Source organism: Maribacter arcticus, from assembly GCF_900167935.1.
Taxonomy (GTDB): domain Bacteria; phylum Bacteroidota; class Bacteroidia; order Flavobacteriales; family Flavobacteriaceae; genus Maribacter; species Maribacter arcticus.
The window spans coordinates 365,266-381,896 of the sequence record NZ_FUYL01000001.1 but is presented as its reverse complement, the minus strand read 5'-3'; the positions used below and the strand labels follow the sequence as shown (position 1 = coordinate 381,896).

Genomic DNA, 16,631 nt, shown 5'->3' with positions numbered 1-16,631 from the left:
GTTCTAAGGACTAAGCCCATATATCTTCCATGAACAATTATTCATTCAACGTTCAATCACTAAAACCTTACATCATGATAGCTTTAATTAAACTTTTAGTCGTATTAATTTTAAGTACTATAATTACGCTTGTTCTGCATTAGGTATTACGTATTTTTAAATAAAGGAAATATTGCGATTTAAACAATCGCTTTCTTATTTATGTACTTTTGTAATAAATAAAAACATTGAAAAAAGTAATCTACAAACTACTTGCTAAGCTTAACAAAGCTCTTTTACCTTCATATAGTAAGCAACGATTAGACCTATCTAAAGCTAGTAAATTACAAATGGCGCTTATAGGTTGGCGCTATTTCGTAACCACTAAGGCACTTGATTAATATTTTAAAAGAGATTGTACCGAGTAGTCATTCATTTTTGAAGAGCCATTAAGAAAAGTAAGTTCTATTAAAAAATTACATTGAACTATTTCACCTCCTAAACGTTCTATCAACTTACATGCTGCATTTGCAGTACCACCAGTCGCCAGTACATCGTCATGTATAAGCACCTTATCACCCTTTTCGATAGCGTCTATATGAATTTCAAGCGTATCTGTACCATATTCTAGATCATAAGTTTCACTCAGCGTAGTGGATGGTAATTTTCCTGGTTTACGTATAGGTACAAAACCTGCATTTAGCTTACTTGCAAGCATAGGTCCAAAAAGAAAGCCTCTACTCTCCATACCAACAACCTTATTTATTTTTTGCCCGTTCAATAATTTAAACAGTTCATTAGTAGTTTCTTTTAATGCATCAGGGTTTTGCAACAACAAAGTTATATCCTTAAAAATCACACCTTCCTTAGGAAAATCAGGTATATCTCTAATTAAGCTTCTTAAATCCATTTAATATAGTGCTCTTAATTTTGTGGTAAATGTAAAAAGAAATATATTTGCAGCCCGTTAAGGGAAATATTAAAAGGCCTCGTGGCGCAACTGAATAGCGCACTTGATTACGGCTCAAGAGGTTACTGGTTTGAATCCAGTCGAGGTCACAAGAAAAACTCGCAAAGAGTTTCAAAACCCTGCAAATTTTATGATTTGCAGGGTTTGTTGGTTTTAAACGTTTCATATAAATTGAATTTATTTTATATGCTAAAACCCTTTTGCAACTGCATTTACCAAAACAATAGAGTTCCAATTGAAATCTTTTCAAAAATTCTAAGCTCTACCTAAATAGCAATTACTCTATTCCATACAAAAACTCTATACTACTACGATTACTACATTCTAATAAATTCAAGCTTTGAATTGAAATTATAAATTCATAATTTGTATGATGTATTATAAAAATGCACTCATTTAAACATCATTATCATGTTTACCCCATTAGGACAAACAAAATCTATTACCCAGCAAATTGAATTTGAATTAACCAAAGCAATTAGAACTGGAAAATATCTTCCAGGAAATAAATTACCCACAGAAAACGAACTCTGTCAAATATTCAATGTTAGCAGAACATCGGTACGAGAGGCCGTAAAAAAAATGAATGCAAAGGGTATTGTAGATGTAAAAAGAGGGAGTGGCGTTTATGTATCGGAGATCAGTATAAAAAATGCTTCCGAAAATTTAAATATGTTTTTTGAACTTTCTTCTGATGAAGATGTTATTCTACAAACAATCAATACAAGATTAATTCTTGAGCCCGCTCTAGCAGCACAGGCAGCCAAATTTCGCACTGAGAGTCAGTTGATTTTTTTAAAAGATAATATGATTGCAATGTACAATTGTGATTTAATGAATAAGAAAAAGGAAACGGAATTGGACAATGATTTTCATAGAGCACTACTTTCAATTGCCCACAATAAAGTATTAGAATTGCTGCTAAGTCCTATTTTCAATTTAATGCCAAAATTCAAAACAATTGTCTACGCGAAACCTACAGATGGAAATCTACAAACCCACAAAAAAATAATGTTAGATCATCATGAAAACATACTTAAAGCAATTATAGAACAAGATGAACAAAAAGCAACAGACGCAATGAGAACCCACATTATTGAAACTCAAACCAATTATTCAAAATCAATACAGAAAAAATGAGCTTTATAACCTTTGGAGAAACCATGCTAAGGTTAACCCCTAGCAATAGTGCTTCTAAAATTAAATCATCACGGCTCTTTCAAGCCAACTATGCGGGTTCAGAATCTAATGTTGCCAGTTCTCTAGGTGTATTGGGCAATGAGGTGAGTCATATTACAAAGTTCCCTAACAATCAACTAGGAGATGCCGCTATCGCTTCATTACAATCCTACGGTATTGACACAAAACATATATCTCGAGGGGGGAGTAGAATTGGCACCTATTTTATAGAAATAGGCTCTTCCATACGTCCTTCAAGTGTAGTGTATGATCGCGCCAACTCCGCCATCAGTGAAATAAAACCCAACGAGTTTGATTGGGAAGAAATATTGGAAAACAAAAAATGGTTATTTCTTTCTGGCATCACTCCTGTACTCTCTAAACAATGTGCCTATGAAACTATAAAGGCTGCCAAGGTAGCTCAACAAAAAGGGGTCAAAGTTTGTTTTGACATGAATTATCGTCGATCACTTTGGAAAGACCCATCTGATGCTCGTAAAATTTTTGACCAAATAATAACGCATACCGATTTACTATTCGGCAATGAAGGTGTCTTAAAAGATGTTTATGACCTAAAACCTGCTGGAGATACGATATTAGATAAGACCATTGAAGCATCAACGGTAGCATCTGAAAAATTTGGAGTCAAACAATTAGCTTTTACGGTACGAGAACATAATTCAGCAAGTACGAATAAAGTTTCTGCAGTTTTACTATCAAACAATAAGCATCATATTTCAGATACAATAGATATCTCCATAACAGATCGTTTTGGGGCAGGCGATGCTTTTGCTGCTGCAACTTTACATGCTATTAACAGTGGTTGGGACGATAAAAAAGTAATTGATTTTGCTACCGCTGCTTTTGCATTAAAGCACACCATACAGGGAGATCAGCATACGAGTAGTGAAAAAGAAATTCTTTCAATTATGGAAGGTAAAACAGGCGGTCACGTATTAAGATGAAAAGAGCAGAAATAGTTAAGATAATTAAGAAAGAAAAAATAGTGGCTATTGTTCGTATGAAAGAACAATTAGAAGTACCCGCTTTTATAAATAGTTTAATAAAAGGAGGCATAAAAGCACTTGAAATCACCTCGAACACACCCGGTTTTTATAAAGAAATTGCGAATGCCAGAAATCTATATTCACAATTCGGTGTGCTCATTGGGGCAGGTACCGTAACCAATATTGAAATTGCAAAAGAAGCCATCAAGGCAGGAGCACAATTCTTGGTCACTCCTAATACAAATATAGAGGTCATCAAAATTGCCCATACGCATGATATTCCAGTATTGATGGGCGCGGTTACACCTACTGAAGTCTGTGTTGCTATAGAAAATGGCGCTGATATTATAAAACTGTTCCCTGCCGGAAGTCTCGGAATCAATTACTTCAAATCCATCAAGGCTCCTTTGGACAAAGTTGATTTTTTTGTAGTCGGAGGCATAAACCTTTCCAATATAAAAGATTGGATGGAAGCAGGTGCTGCCGGGGTTGGACTGGGGAGTGTTTTGACCCAAACCACAATAAGAGAAGGTGATATAAACCCAATAGAAAGTACCGTAAAAAAATTCATCCAATTAATACAGAATTAATCATGGACGAACTGAAAATCGAAAAAATAGAATTGTTTAAAGTTCCGCCAAGATGGTTGTTCGTAAAGATTACAACCAAATGCGGTATTGTAGGTTGGGGGGAACCTCTAGTTGAAGGAAAAGCGGATACCGTGGCCGCATGTATAAAAGAGCTGGAGAATTATTTGATAGGACGTACCGCAAATAATATCGAAGATATTTGGCAAGTGCTTTATAGAGGTGGTTTTTATAGAGGTGGCCCTATTTTAATGAGTGCAATCTCCGGTATAGATCAGGCCTTATGGGATATTAAAGGGAAGTTTTTAAATGTGCCTGTTTATGAATTATTGGGCGGGGCCGTACGGCAAAAAATGAAAATGTATTGTTGGATTGGCGGAGATAATCCTGATGTTGTTTTAGAACAAGCCCATGCAAAAGTAAAACAAGGTTATAAAGCAGTAAAGATGAATGCTACAGGTGCAATGGATTGGGTGTCATCTTTAAAGGATATTAAAAAAGTAGCGAATAACATTAAACTATTAAGAGAGGAATTTGGATACGATTTAGATATTGGTCTAGATTTTCACGGTAGGGTTCATAAACCCATGGTCAGAAGGCTTATCGATGAGCTAGAACCTTATGAACCAATGTTTATAGAAGAACCTGTTTTAAGTGAAAACAATGATGCCCTAAAACATATATATTCCTACACCAGTATTCCTATCGCAACAGGAGAACGTATGTTCTCTAGATGGGATTTTAAGGGTATACTTAACGAGGGTGTTGTTGACATTATTCAACCAGACCTTAGCCATGCGGGCGGAATTTCAGAAGTAAGAAGAATTGCTGCAATGGCAGAAGCCTATGACATTGCCATTGCGCCACATTGCCCGTTAGGACCAATATCACTTGCATCGGCATTGCATCTCGATTTTGTTTCATCAAATGCAATCATACAAGAAAGTAGCTTAGGAATACATTATAATAAAGGCTATGATATTTTGGACTATGTGCTAAATCCAGAAGTTTTGGAAGTAAAAGAAGGATATATTGAATTACTAACAAAACCAGGCCTTGGAATTGAGATCAATGAGGATATACTGAAAGAAGGTCAAAAGATTGGGCATAACTGGGCAAACCCGATCTGGAGAAATACAGATGGTAATTTTGCAGAATGGTAATTAATAATCAGCAACGCAAGTAACAAGGCAAACCATAAAACACATGATTTATATAATTGCATTACTAGCTTCCTTAATATTTTTGGTCGTAGGCATCGTTAAGTTCAAAATTCATCCATTTTTTGTATTGCTACTTGCTGCAATTGGTTATGGCTTTATCACAGGAATGAGAGCCGAATTAATAATAGATTCCATTAACTCTGGTTTTGGAGGTATTTTGGGGAAGATTGGTTTAATTATTCTTTTTGGTGTAACGATAGGAACCATTTTAGAAAAATCTGGCGGAGCTATGGTGATAGCTACTCGCATATTGAACTTGATTGGCGAAAAATCTATTCACCTAGCGATGATGCTAACAGGTTATATACTATCGATTCCCATATTCGCAGATAGCGCCCTGCTCATGATGAACCCTTTGAACAAAGTATTATCCAAAAAATCGGGTATTTCATATGCAGGTACGACCGCCGCATTGGCAATGGGCTTGACTGCCTCTCATGTTATGGTTCCACCAACCCCAGGCCCAATAGCAGCAGCAGGCATATTAGGAGCCAACTTGGGAGATGTAATATTATGGGGGCTTTTAGTTAGCAGCCTTTCCTTGTTTCCCTGTTATGTATACGCTAAAAAAATAGCTTCAAAAATTAATATTCCTATTATACTTGAACCTATTGCAAATCCCGAAAAAAAACCGGCTTTATGGAAATCATTATTGGCAATTGTAGTCCCGCTGGCATTAATACTATTGAAATCAGTAATGGACTACCCTGAACTGAATATGCAACCCTCGGTAGTTAAAAGTTGTATTTCCTTTTTAGGAACACCAGTAATCTCTTTACTTATTGGAGTACTATTAGCATTGGTGCTTCCCGAAAAATTGGACGAAAAAATTTTCTCAGCCACAGGTTGGGTCGGTGAATCCTTAAAAGTAGCGGCCCCTATTATTTTGATTACTGGTGCCGGAGGAATTTTTGGAAAAATGTTACAGAACTCTGGTATTTCCGATATAATTACAGAAGGATTTACTGGTTTGGAAATAGGGTTGTTTTTCCCTTTTTTCTTGGCAGCTTGCCTAAAGACAACCCAAGGGTCTTCCACAGTTGCATTGATAACGACCGCTTCTATTGTCGCTCCTCTAATGACCTCTTTAGGGCTCAACGAACCATTTCTGCAAGCGATGACCGTTTTGGCCATAGGAGCCGGTTCATCTGTTGCGTCTCATGTTAATGATAGTTTCTTTTGGGTGTTAACACAATTAACAGGTATGAACGTTAAACAAGGGTATCAAGTACAGACCGCAGGTACCTTTATTTTTGGAACCACGGCAATGGTCATCATTTATATAATTACTAAATTAATTCACTAGAACATGAAAAATAGTAGTATCACAATTGTATTGGGAATTTTACTTTTTAGCTCTTGCAAAGAAAACTCTAAGAAAGAGCAACATGATGATATTCTTAAGGAAGAAACTTCAGAAATAGTTTCTAAAAAATCTACAGACATCATAAAAGCTGCCTTTGCTATTGAAATTTTGGATAATGAAGCACTGAACGTCATTGATCCCGAAGCCACTTTAGAAGTTCTGGCTAGCGGATTTACATGGACCGAGGGACCACTTTGGATTGAAGAAGATAACTATTTATTATTCTCTGATATCCCAAACAATAAAGTATATAAACTGGATAGTAACCATGGTGTATCTACTTTTTTAGAACCTTCAGGATATACCGGCGAGGGTTCCTACGGCGATGAGCCAGGATCAAACGGTTTAATTTTAAACAAACAAGGTGAATTGATTTTACTTCAACATGGCGACCGAAAAGTTGTAAAAATGAATGCTTCTTTAGACAACCCAAAATCAGAATTTATAACGCTCTCGGATAGTTACAACGGTCAGAAATTCAATAGTCCCAATGATGGCTTTCTTGACAAAGAAGGTAATTTGTATTTTACCGATCCACCCTATGGGCTCCCATTAAAACAAGATGATCCCAACAAGGAGTTAGATTTTCAAGGGGTTTACTGTTTGTTGAATTCTGGTGAACTAGTCTTGCTTGACAAACTCACAAAACCCAATGGAATTGGGCAATCACCTGATGGAAGTACCTTATATGTGGCTGTTTCTGATCCTTCTCATGCTGTTTGGTATCAGTATGATATTGTAAAACCGGGAAAGGTTACCAATAAGAGAATTTTTTATGATGTTACCCCATTAATTGGCAAGGAAGGCCAACAAGGATTACCTGACGGTTTAAAAATCAATAGCAAAGGATATCTATTTGCTACAGGGCCAGGTGGCATATGGATTTTTAATAGTTCTGCAAAAGCTATCGCACGGATTCACACCGGGCAATTAACCTCAAATTGTGCCTTCAGCAACGATGGAAAAAGGTTGTTCATGACGGCCGATGATTATATTTTAGCCGTTGACTTATTATAAGAGTTTATTAAGCGGGAAAATTGGGTAAGATTTCTTTTTTCCCAATTTTCTTATTTAATAGGTCAACGTATTATAACCATTTGCCTGTAATTGAAGCATCCGTACCGAGGCGGTCGGGGTAACGTTGAGACCGTCAAAAAGCGTCTCTTCCGCTACGCCTAATTTTTCCATGGCAACACTACATACGCTTACCTTGACCTTTCCCTTATATTTTTGAAAAAACTTTTCCATTTCAGAATTTTTGACTAATTGGGTCACCACCTTACCTTTTACCACAATTTCGTACTCCTCTATTACAGCACCGCTTTCAATGAGCAAGTCATACATGCTTAGCACCCCCTTAAAATGCCTTTCCGTAGTAAGTATAAAACCATATTTGGGTGTTTTTTCCAAATCCACAATAGTTTGTTGGTCTAATTTTTTTTGACCGTGGGCTACTGAAGTAGTTGCGGCCATAACCAAAATGACCAAAAGGATGCGAAAAATATTTTTCATGAATTCTATTTTTTTTTGTGTGTATAGTTTATCTAAAAATACAGAATTTAATGACCGTTTTTCATGTAAGCCATGAGAAAAACTAGAACCTTTTATGCAACCCTTGCTCTGGGGCAACAATGGTCTTTTGAATTGTTCGTGAGCGTTTAGTTAACGAAGTAAAGCCATTGAAAAACAAATGGAACCATCTTGTAAATAAGTCGCTCAGGCGATCTTTGAGCAGAAAGGTCAAGAAACGCCTGCCGGTAAACACGAAAATGCTAAATTCTTACAAATCTATATTCATGACCTGTATCATTTCATACACCATAACCATCCCTTAATTTTAATTCTTAGTGAAGAGAAAATAAAAAATGAAAAACGAGTTTAACCATAGAACCGTAAGCATACAGATAAACGGGGTGATACTTAAAGGAAATCTGGTTGTACCCCAAAATCCAATTGGTTTAGTCGTTTTTTCGCATGGAAGTGGTAGCAGTCGCCTTAGTCCCCGTAATAACTATGTTGCCGAGGTTTTACAAAAAAATCACTTGGCCACTTTGCTCTTTGACCTATTAACGGAAGATGAAGACAAAATCTACGAAAATCGATTCAATATCGATTTACTCACACTTCGTCTTATAGATGTAACGCAATGGGCTCAACATACAAAAGAAATTCAAAACTTACCAATAGCATATTTTGGAGCAAGTACTGGAGCCGCATCTGCTTTGAAGGCTGCGGCATTCTTTGATGCCGACATAAAAAGTATTATTTCAAGAGGCGGTCGACCTGACCTTGTACTCAAAGATTTGGATAAAGTAACCGCTCCTACCTTGTTAATCGTTGGAGGTTGGGACGATGTTGTCATCGAACTCAATGAAAAGGCTTATCAAAAACTACAATGTGAAAAGAAATTGGAAATTATACCAAATGCAACCCATTTGTTCGAGGAACCTGGAAAATTGGAGGCGGTTGCGCGAATATCGGCATCGTGGTTCACTAAACATATGATGAACAAAAAATGAAAACCCATGTTTGAAGATAGAAATGATGCAGGAACACAACTGGCTAAGAAATTAACTAAATTCAAAGAAGAAAATGTAGTGGTTTTAGCAATACCCAGAGGCGGATTACCTGTAGGAGCACAAGTAGCAAAGAGCTTACAAGCCCCTTTAGATGTAGTGTTAACTAAAAAAATAGGTTACCCTACTAATAAAGAATATGCTATTGGTGCCATTAGTCTAGAAAGCATCGTCTTGACCAATGCCATGGGAATAGAAAAAAGTTATATTGACCAAGAGACCGCTCGTATTCGAAAAACACTGAGAGAGCGGTACAATCAATACTACAAGCATCAATCTCCAGCCAACCTGAAGAACAAGACGATAATTATAGTAGATGACGGTGTCGCGACCGGAAATACCTTGTTGGCGACTATAGAACTAGTATACAAACAAAATCCATCTAAAATTATAATAGCCATACCTGTTGCTCCTGCTTCTGCAATCTATAAAATATCGAATACCGAAAATGTAGATGAAGTCATCTGTATATTAATACCTGATAATTTTAGGGCAGTTGGTCAGTTTTACAAAAATTTCGAACAAGTTACCGATCAAAAAGCCATACAAATACTAGAGAAAACCAATTCTAAAAAGACACTTGATCTTTAAGTAAGAAAAAATATTAGTCTATAAAATTCGTTTTACCAACTTGTAGATATTCATGAATTACCCTCTATTTTTTAGTAGTTTTTACAACAACAAAAGACCTTTCACCAAAATATTCAGGAGATAACCTAGGCTTAAGGGGGGGGGGGGCATTCTATCAACTAAATATTGAGGGAAATCAATTAGATGTTGGTGGCGTTGTTTTATTAACTTTTAACAATATACCATTAACGAATGAAAAAAATCTTACAAAGGCTTGGTCAGTTATACATAACCTTAAATTCGGTGACACCTTAAAAGCCATCATTTTAAGAAAGGGAAAAATCATGAATTTGGCTCTAAAAATTCCTAAAACTGAAAAATTTTCACCAAACTGACCTAGGTCATTTTGAAGATGTCATGCTTGCCTTAATTTAGCATCATCATCAACAATAATAATGTTCTTTGAAATTAATAGTCATTTGAATCTTGTTCGGGGGAACCAGGGTTCAATTTAAAAAGAAGAAGGTTGCACGTAACCATTTAGACCGTTTGAATTCTATTTTGGTTTAGCAATAAGCACAAATAAGAGTCAGTGTAAGCGTAAATTGGTGAAATATCATCTTCTTAGAAACCAGGTTACTGCGGTGACTTGGTTTCTTTTAAAATAAAAAGGAATTGATTTGTATAATCGCAAGATGGTACAAGTCATAGTAAAGAAGAAAATGCTGTCGCTACCCAAATCGATACGTTAAATAATCTTAGCAATAAGTTGGTTTAAAAAATTGATAAAAGGTAACAACTAATTAAATTCTTTACGGAAAACAGGAAGTTTAGGCTTCCTGTTTCTTCTTTAAAATTATAAGTAAAAAATTAGGGCTTCTAAGCAACAATGCCTTAGCGGCCATATATTTGGTATTGCATCCATTTCTTTTATTGAAAAAAGCAAGTGAAATTGTAGCTAGTACATTGTAACTTGATCTGCGTTCAAAATTCATAGAAATGCGATACCAAAAAAAGGACCGGATATTCTGGTATTCTGGTCCTTTTTAAAAAGCATTTAGGGAAAGACCAATATTATCGCAAGATTATAAAGGTCGAAAAGTGTTCGAATTATTTATTGACAAAATCGCCCCTATTTCATTTTAGTGATAAGATGAATTAAGGTTAGATGTAACGCAAAGAATAAAACGAACACTTCAAAAGAAACAGGAGACCATAGGCCTCCTGTTTCTGTTTTTATACCTTTCAACTGTATCAATAGAACATATACAAATACCTGCTCATGAAAACTAAGCCAGTATTAGATTCTTACGAGCTTTTTCTATTGTCGCTACCATTAATTGGCATTGGCTCATTCATTCTTTTTTATTTTATGGCTGCTAAACATTATCCTGGGGGATCTTGGATAGTCACAGATACAAATGGTTTTAGTTTTTGGCACAATTATCTTTGCGACTTATTAGATATCAATGCTATCAACGGGGAACCAAACAAAGGTCGAACATATGCAATTACGGCTTTATTCCTACTTTGTGCCGGTATATTTTTTTTATGGTCTTTGCTTCCGAAATTATTCAAAACAAAAAATAACATTCAAAAGATTATGAGTACTTCGGGGTACTTATCGTTATTGTCCATTCTATTTTTAGCAATCGGCAATCATGATGTAATTGTACGTATAGCGGGGGTATTTGGCGTTGTCGCCTTTATTGGTTGTTGTGTAGAACTTTATAAAACCAACTATAAAAAACTTTTTCTGTTAGGTGTAGTCTGTATTATCACCTTTCTTTCCAATTATTATATTTACGAAACCGGCATATGTATAAAGGCGCTTCCTGTCATACAAAAATTTACGTTTGCATTATTTATTATTTGGTTCATTGGCCTAGACATGGCCTTGTACAGAATAGTGAAACAATCCTTGCATATTGAAAATCAAAAATCAAGTGAGTTGATTTGAGTGTAACTATGTGTTATTCTTGTCTTTCTTGGAAAAAAAAATTAAAGAACCTGTATTTTTCATCATCGAAAAGTTCTAGAAAAACATTCTTTTTACGGGCTAGACCATCTTCCATTAGGTAACTCAATGGTTTAAACATATCAAAACTTCTAAATATTTCTTTTGTCATCGCCAAAATCGGTAAAGCCAAAATCATACCTGGAATTCCCCATAAAATACCCCCAATAAAAAGTCCTAGAATTACAAACAAGGGGTTAATTCTAATGCTCGTACCCATGATGTTCGGCGAAATTAAATTACCCTCCAATTGTTGCACAACTATATAAAGACCAACTACAGCAATAGGTTGCCAATAATTATCGGCTATCATAAACATGTATAAAACGGGCAAAATTCCACCGATAGAAGTACCGATATAGGGGATAATTTCAAGAAAACCTGCCAAAAAACCCCAAAAGAAAGGATAAGGAACACCAATGAGCCACAACCCTGACCCAATTAAGAGGCCTAAAATTATTATGACCAAGCCCTGTCCCAACAAATAACGTTTTGCAAGATATTGTAACTTCTTAAAAAATTGTTCAAGTCTTTTTCTGTTTTCAAGATTTGCTTGTGCCAATAGAAAACTTTTGAATGCCGTACTGTATAATAGCATAAAATAGGTAATCACAACAATAAGCACCAAATGGGCCAATACAGTAGTGGTCGATTGCAGACTTCCCTTAATAATGTCTATTGAAAAATCAGATGCCGCCAGCACATTTTCAGATACCCAACTAGCGGTTGTATCGGCCTTTAAACTAAGTTTTTGGTCAGACCAATCGGAAATAATCATCATCATTTCTGCCAAGCGGTCTCGAACCGAGGGTAAATCACTAAAGAGAATTCTGGTTTGATTGAAAAAGAAGAAAATTAAAATAAAAAGTGGAGCAACGGCTAGAACATATGCCGTAAATATTGCCAAAATTCGATTATGAAATTTTAGTTCAAAAAAGGTTACTATGGGTTTTAACATTAAGGCAAAAAAAAACTGAATACTAGCGGAATAATTACCACTTTGGCCGCAAGAAGAATCCAGATAACTAGGGTAAGCGTAAAAATGAAATAAAAAGTATTTGCTAAATTGAGGGTGTATTTTCGCATCGTATTTTAAAAAATTATATCAATTTAAATTTTTCTTTGACCTTGGACAAAACTCCTATTTCTTATAAAATTGGGTAAAGTCGTTTGCTTTCTTACGCTCGTTTAAATCTTTGGTTATTGTCATAATCGCGATCAAAAAGGGTAAGTTACAGCCTACTGCTTTTTGTATTCAGTGTTGATATTGCCAACTAAACTATCAGGATAAATCTACCCCTAAATAAAAAGTATAAAAATGACATTGGTCAGTCCATGATTTAATTTTAAAAAATGTTGGTGATAGATACTATAAGTAGTTTTATTTTTCAGTGACCCCCACGAGTCCAAAGCTATTCCCTTCATTATCCTTACAACCTACGATGTGCCCGATATTTGAAATAATAGATTTAGGTTCAACGATTTCCCCTTCTAGTTCCCTCACTTTGTCCATAGCTTCATCCATAGAATTTACTTTAATAAAATTAGTAATGTGCTGACTAGACTTTTTCTTTTGGCTATTCCTCCACCAATACCTTTTTCTCCTGCCTTACCAATGTTTCAATAAGGTAGTATTCCGCAAGACCATTGGGGAATTTCTCTATTTTCCATCCAAATAAGTTTTTATAAAACTCTTGGCCCTAAGAACATCATCTGAAGAAATATCAAAATGTATAATTGAAGCCATTATTTAATTTTTTAGTCATGTTGAAAAAAAAATAACATAATCATAAACTTAATGATTTTTCACCTTACCCAAAATGAGGAGGTTCACTTTATCTTATTAGGCAACATCATGTAAACCTTAAAACCAAATCATCATCCCTTTTAGCTGACTGACCAATATCATGGTTTTGCATAATTGCCAACAGTACTTTTAAAAAAAAATACACCATGTACAAAATATTGCTACCCACCGATTTTTCAGAAATAGCACAAAATGCTATCGAATATGCTGCTTATCTATTTGAGCGGGAGCCGTGTACTTTTTACCTATTACATGCCTATTACATTGTACCCTCTGAAACAGGTACTAAAGTAGATGCAGGTAACGCTTTAGAACTACTACAAAAAAGACTAGAGGCAATGAAGAATGCAAAACATACGTTTGAAAACGTATTGTTGACCGATACAGCTTTGGGTGGTATAGAAAAAACTATAGCTGAAAAAGAAATCGATTATGTTTTTATGGGTACGAAGGGGTCTTCAGCATTAAAGGAAATCTTTATGGGAAGCGTTACTACCAGTGTTATAAAATATATTGATAATTGCCCTATCATTGCCGTACCCGGCGAATATGATTATGACATACCTGATGATATTCTTTTTGCAAGCGATTATAAACATGCATTCACTCCTCTTGAATTAACACCGCTGATTAAGATATCCTCCCTTTGGGATTCAATCATAAACATTGTATACATCAATTCAAAAAACGAACTTGAAAACATTCAAAAATCAAACAAAGAATTGCTTCAAAATCACCTAAACGACACTAAGCATCGATTTATACAGGTTAAAAAAAAGAATTCGGTGTCGTCAACACTAAAAGATTTAGAAAAACAATATAAGAACATCGGCATGGTCACCTTTCTAAAAACCAAACATGGATTTTTTGAAAAAATGGTACGCGAACCAATTATTAAAAATATGACTTTTATGACCCGCGTACCACTCTTGGTACTTCCTGAAAATCAATAAGGTCAATGAATTCTAAAGAATCATGAATATGTTTCCTTAATATCTTTTAGAAAGTATTGCTAATCTTTCTTGTTGGATTCCATTGGCCCAGAATTATATCGTTTTAAGAAGGCATTACGGGTCGAGTCCGTTCTGCTCATCATCTCTTCCATTTCCATAGATTTTCCTCCCCATTTGTCAAAGAAATAATCGTCCCAAAAACTCTCTCATAAAAAGGAAATCATTTTTAGAAAAAATGAGAGATTGTCTTACTACTGAAAAAGAGCGCTTTCCTGATATATTTTCGAGAAGATGCTATAATACTATCTAGGTTTACTTTTATCGAATCGCCTTTAATGTTAGTATACAGATATGAATAAACAGAATCGTACTTTATAAGATTACCAAGTTCGTTATATTCTTTGTTAACCTTCCAAGAACCTTTGGGTTCAATATTTGAATCCTTCTCTGTTTATCTAGTCAACGGCTATTTTACTTGAACTTTACATGCTGTAAAAAGCAGTACAAGTACTACTATTAATAGTAGAGTCTTTAAATTATTTAATTTCTTCTAGTATTCGAACGTGGTGTCGTTCTATTACTTCTTCCTCTATTTGCATTATTATTTTCATGATAACGACGAATGTTCTCATCACTATAGTTACGAATTCGTTCATATTTCGATCGCCTTAAATCGATATTTTGGTATCTCGATGGCAATACGTTTCGCCTTACCCATACCCCACCATCTAGATAGACATAGGTTCGCGCTGAAAGATCATAATAGAAGCTATATTCGGGAAAATAGACATACCTAACTACTTCTAAACGATTTGGATAGAACCATGGCGGTGGTGGTTGACCGATTCTAGATGAAACAACTATGGGACCACAGCTAGCTAAAAACAATAAAACTATTACTGTTATAAATAGAACATAGGATTTGTATAAGTTTCTGCTTTCCATCACTTTAAAATTTAAATAACAAAATAAAAGTATGATGAAGAAATTTGAAATGACCTGCATCATGTTAAGACCAATTCTATTGAAATTGTTTTGAAACCCTAATAGATAAGTAACCCTGTATTCCGTAGAGAATGAAAAATTCAAACGGTGATGATGAAAAAAGCACATAATATAAAACGGGGAAAATTCGCCCCCAATTGAGTTTGCTCTATATCATCCTTTTATAATACGTTCATTTTTTACCTAATCTATAATAATCCCACCCAAATACAAGAAATAGGTAGTTCGGCCATTGAGCAAGGGCAATGCATTTACAATACAATTAGCCGAAATCCACCCACCGGTTTTCAATACTATTATCTCATAAACATAGAAGTCAACGAAATACTTAATAGTCTATAACTTTGAAATGGCTTATTATTGATGAGTAGTTCAATGATATTTAATCAATGACTTCTTTTAAAGGAAAAATTCTTTCGTATTCCGTACACGATCTATGGAAAAGTAATCCTTCATCATAAATACGTTCAAACTCCTTAGCCGTAGGTTTCAAGTAAATTTGAGTTCGAATACTATCAGTTCCTTTAAGCGTACTCACTGTGGTAATGGAATCTAATCTTGCTAAGTTTTCTGGCATATCTGCCCGAGCAATAGTCAGCAATTCACCCCTTCGTTGAGAAACCACTAAGATTTCCCAAGCATCTTCGTCCAATTTTAGATTTAAAACAAGATGCCCTTTAAAGGGTTTTACAATCTGTGTACCATTAATTGCAAAAATAGTATCGCGTATGATAATTTGGGAAATTATGGTGTCTCCTTTTTCGGTAATAGGAAAATAACCCTCCCAATCCTTTACATACAGCTGCCCGTTTACTAGTTCAAGATCAGGGTCTGCCACTATTTCTTCCTTGGTAGTTTTTATCAAGAACTCTTTGCGCCTAATAAAGGCCTTATCATCAACATACAAAGATGCACTATCTATCTTGCACCAGTAAATACCCTTGTAAATATTCGGAATAGTTGAAAGTGGTTTAACATCTACAGGTTGTGGCTCCCCAAAAACCACTGAAGGTTGACATGAAGCCAAGAGCAATACCACAATAACTGTTCTAAGAATCTTAATCAATTTCATTTTTTTATGTTTTACATAAAGGCACTGATGCCTACACTTTAAAACTAAGGATTATGATAAATTTATAAAATGATAAAAATCAGTAGTATTAGAATTTGTTAGTTAGCAAGCGGACAATAAATCTTAACCAATTATTCATTTTCCCCTTTTATCCTATCATGCATTCCTAAATACCTCTTAACTATTATCTAAAAAAACGAAATACCAGTGCTTTATATGCTAGTATCAAAAAACACCAAAATTCCAATTATAAGGTCAATGACCAATAAAATTGCAAGGATAAGTAACCAGGTTTTATTCATTTCCGTATTAAATATTAT

The 16,631-nt window shown here is 35.1% G+C and carries 17 protein-coding genes and 1 tRNA gene; 12 read left to right on the top strand and 6 right to left on the bottom strand.

The genetic code is table 11. The features are described from left to right. Positions 1-227 precede the first annotated feature (227 nt). Entirely contained in the window at positions 228-380 is a 153-nt protein-coding gene (locus tag B5X55_RS01715) for an SsrA-binding protein (RefSeq protein WP_079510747.1), read from the top strand. Here the strand turns inward: B5X55_RS01715 and B5X55_RS01710 are convergent. Beyond that, positions 377-889: an adenine phosphoribosyltransferase gene (locus B5X55_RS01710; RefSeq protein ID WP_079510745.1), complete on the bottom strand. Its 513-nt coding sequence runs from the start codon at positions 887-889 to the stop codon at positions 377-379. The two genes, B5X55_RS01715 and B5X55_RS01710, sit on opposite strands and share 4 nt — an antisense overlap. 75 nt (positions 890-964) lie before the next feature. On the opposite strand from B5X55_RS01710, the gene B5X55_RS01705 reads away from it, so the two are divergent. The 7 genes from B5X55_RS01705 to B5X55_RS01675 all read left to right on the top strand — a co-directional run bounded on the left by B5X55_RS01705 (position 965) and on the right by B5X55_RS01675 (position 7,328). After that, positions 965-1,038: transfer RNA gene (locus B5X55_RS01705), tRNA-Arg, on the top strand. Between the two features lie 322 nt (positions 1,039-1,360). After that, positions 1,361-2,089 (top strand): FadR/GntR family transcriptional regulator, encoded by a 729-nt coding sequence (locus tag B5X55_RS01700; RefSeq protein ID WP_079510743.1) that lies wholly within the window; start codon positions 1,361-1,363, stop codon positions 2,087-2,089. Then, positions 2,086-3,093 carry a sugar kinase gene (locus B5X55_RS01695; RefSeq protein WP_079510741.1) on the top strand — a complete coding sequence of 336 codons (1,008 nt, stop codon included), beginning with the start codon at positions 2,086-2,088 and terminating at the stop codon, positions 3,091-3,093. Before B5X55_RS01700 ends, B5X55_RS01695 begins: the two co-directional genes overlap by 4 nt. Further along, complete coding sequence (locus tag B5X55_RS01690; RefSeq protein WP_079510739.1) at positions 3,090-3,725, top strand: bifunctional 4-hydroxy-2-oxoglutarate aldolase/2-dehydro-3-deoxy-phosphogluconate aldolase; 636 nt, start codon at positions 3,090-3,092, stop codon at positions 3,723-3,725. Before B5X55_RS01695 ends, B5X55_RS01690 begins: the two co-directional genes overlap by 4 nt. 2 nt (positions 3,726-3,727) lie before the next feature. Beyond that, positions 3,728-4,885 (top strand): galactonate dehydratase, encoded by a 1,158-nt coding sequence (gene dgoD, locus B5X55_RS01685; RefSeq protein ID WP_079510737.1) that lies wholly within the window; start codon positions 3,728-3,730, stop codon positions 4,883-4,885. Positions 4,886-4,928: 43 nt separating this feature from the next. Next, a complete protein-coding gene (locus B5X55_RS01680; protein ID WP_079510735.1) occupies positions 4,929-6,251 on the top strand; it encodes a GntP family permease in 1,323 nt (440 codons plus the stop codon). A gap of 3 nt (positions 6,252-6,254) precedes the next feature. After that, positions 6,255-7,328: an SMP-30/gluconolactonase/LRE family protein gene (locus tag B5X55_RS01675; RefSeq protein WP_079510733.1), complete on the top strand. Its 1,074-nt coding sequence runs from the start codon at positions 6,255-6,257 to the stop codon at positions 7,326-7,328. Positions 7,329-7,382: 54 nt separating this feature from the next. Here B5X55_RS01675 and B5X55_RS01670 read toward each other — a convergent pair whose 3' ends face one another. Continuing rightward, complete coding sequence (locus B5X55_RS01670; RefSeq protein WP_143814377.1) at positions 7,383-7,823, bottom strand: DsrE family protein; 441 nt, start codon at positions 7,821-7,823, stop codon at positions 7,383-7,385. A 353-nt stretch (positions 7,824-8,176) separates the two neighbouring features. Here B5X55_RS01670 and B5X55_RS01665 point away from each other — a divergent pair, with 353 nt between their 5' ends. The 3 genes from B5X55_RS01665 to B5X55_RS01655 all read left to right on the top strand — a co-directional run bounded on the left by B5X55_RS01665 (position 8,177) and on the right by B5X55_RS01655 (position 11,417). Beyond that, positions 8,177-8,830 (top strand): dienelactone hydrolase family protein, encoded by a 654-nt coding sequence (locus tag B5X55_RS01665; protein ID WP_079510729.1) that lies wholly within the window; start codon positions 8,177-8,179, stop codon positions 8,828-8,830. A gap of 6 nt (positions 8,831-8,836) precedes the next feature. Continuing rightward, the gene (locus B5X55_RS01660) at positions 8,837-9,478 is read left to right on the top strand and encodes a phosphoribosyltransferase (protein WP_079510727.1); all 642 of its coding nucleotides are present in this window, start codon (positions 8,837-8,839) and stop codon (positions 9,476-9,478) included. 1,261 nt (positions 9,479-10,739) lie between these two features. Continuing rightward, on the top strand, positions 10,740-11,417 hold the full coding sequence (locus B5X55_RS01655; RefSeq protein WP_079510725.1) for a hypothetical protein: 678 nt from the start codon (positions 10,740-10,742) through the stop codon (positions 11,415-11,417). A gap of 13 nt (positions 11,418-11,430) precedes the next feature. Here B5X55_RS01655 and B5X55_RS01650 read toward each other — a convergent pair whose 3' ends face one another. Both B5X55_RS01650 and B5X55_RS18750 read right to left on the bottom strand, forming a co-directional pair. Beyond that, complete coding sequence (locus B5X55_RS01650) at positions 11,431-12,453, bottom strand: AI-2E family transporter (protein WP_262494141.1); 1,023 nt, start codon at positions 12,451-12,453, stop codon at positions 11,431-11,433. Between the two features lie 402 nt (positions 12,454-12,855). Further along, positions 12,856-12,999: a VOC family protein gene (locus B5X55_RS18750; RefSeq protein WP_159447511.1), complete on the bottom strand. Its 144-nt coding sequence runs from the start codon at positions 12,997-12,999 to the stop codon at positions 12,856-12,858. 428 nt (positions 13,000-13,427) lie between these two features. Here B5X55_RS18750 and B5X55_RS01645 point away from each other — a divergent pair, with 428 nt between their 5' ends. Beyond that, on the top strand, positions 13,428-14,234 hold the full coding sequence (locus tag B5X55_RS01645) for a universal stress protein (protein WP_079510721.1): 807 nt from the start codon (positions 13,428-13,430) through the stop codon (positions 14,232-14,234). 540 nt (positions 14,235-14,774) lie between these two features. On the opposite strand, the gene B5X55_RS01640 is transcribed toward B5X55_RS01645, so the two are convergent. Together B5X55_RS01640 and B5X55_RS01635 are read right to left on the bottom strand one after the other, a co-directional pair. Further along, a complete protein-coding gene (locus B5X55_RS01640; protein ID WP_079510719.1) occupies positions 14,775-15,179 on the bottom strand; it encodes a hypothetical protein in 405 nt (134 codons plus the stop codon). Positions 15,180-15,621: 442 nt separating this feature from the next. After that, positions 15,622-16,311, bottom strand: coding sequence for a YajG family lipoprotein (locus B5X55_RS01635; RefSeq protein WP_079510718.1), 690 nt, complete (start codon positions 16,309-16,311; stop codon positions 15,622-15,624). Between the last annotated feature and the right edge of the window lie 320 nt (positions 16,312-16,631).

What these genes read in the sequence shown, in the direction of transcription:
- B5X55_RS01645 (WP_079510721.1), top strand. Translation starts at nt 13,428, where the DNA reads ATGTACAAAATATTGCTACCCACCGATTTTTCAGAAATAGCACAAAAT.
- B5X55_RS01665 (WP_079510729.1), top strand. Translation starts at nt 8,177, where the DNA reads ATGAAAAACGAGTTTAACCATAGAACCGTAAGCATACAGATAAACGGG.
- dgoD (WP_079510737.1), top strand. Translation starts at nt 3,728, where the DNA reads ATGGACGAACTGAAAATCGAAAAAATAGAATTGTTTAAAGTTCCGCCA.
- B5X55_RS01675 (WP_079510733.1), top strand. Translation starts at nt 6,255, where the DNA reads ATGAAAAATAGTAGTATCACAATTGTATTGGGAATTTTACTTTTTAGC.
- B5X55_RS01635 (WP_079510718.1), bottom strand. Translation starts at nt 16,311, where the DNA reads ATGAAATTGATTAAGATTCTTAGAACAGTTATTGTGGTATTGCTCTTG.
- B5X55_RS01690 (WP_079510739.1), top strand. Translation starts at nt 3,090, where the DNA reads ATGAAAAGAGCAGAAATAGTTAAGATAATTAAGAAAGAAAAAATAGTG.
- B5X55_RS01710 (WP_079510745.1), bottom strand. Translation starts at nt 889, where the DNA reads ATGGATTTAAGAAGCTTAATTAGAGATATACCTGATTTTCCTAAGGAA.
- B5X55_RS01700 (WP_079510743.1), top strand. Translation starts at nt 1,361, where the DNA reads ATGTTTACCCCATTAGGACAAACAAAATCTATTACCCAGCAAATTGAA.
- B5X55_RS01670 (WP_143814377.1), bottom strand. Translation starts at nt 7,823, where the DNA reads ATGAAAAATATTTTTCGCATCCTTTTGGTCATTTTGGTTATGGCCGCA.
- B5X55_RS01680 (WP_079510735.1), top strand. Translation starts at nt 4,929, where the DNA reads ATGATTTATATAATTGCATTACTAGCTTCCTTAATATTTTTGGTCGTA.
- B5X55_RS01640 (WP_079510719.1), bottom strand. Translation starts at nt 15,179, where the DNA reads ATGGAAAGCAGAAACTTATACAAATCCTATGTTCTATTTATAACAGTA.
- B5X55_RS18750 (WP_159447511.1), bottom strand. Translation starts at nt 12,999, where the DNA reads ATGGATGAAGCTATGGACAAAGTGAGGGAACTAGAAGGGGAAATCGTT.
- B5X55_RS01655 (WP_079510725.1), top strand. Translation starts at nt 10,740, where the DNA reads ATGAAAACTAAGCCAGTATTAGATTCTTACGAGCTTTTTCTATTGTCG.
- B5X55_RS01660 (WP_079510727.1), top strand. Translation starts at nt 8,837, where the DNA reads ATGTTTGAAGATAGAAATGATGCAGGAACACAACTGGCTAAGAAATTA.
- B5X55_RS01695 (WP_079510741.1), top strand. Translation starts at nt 2,086, where the DNA reads ATGAGCTTTATAACCTTTGGAGAAACCATGCTAAGGTTAACCCCTAGC.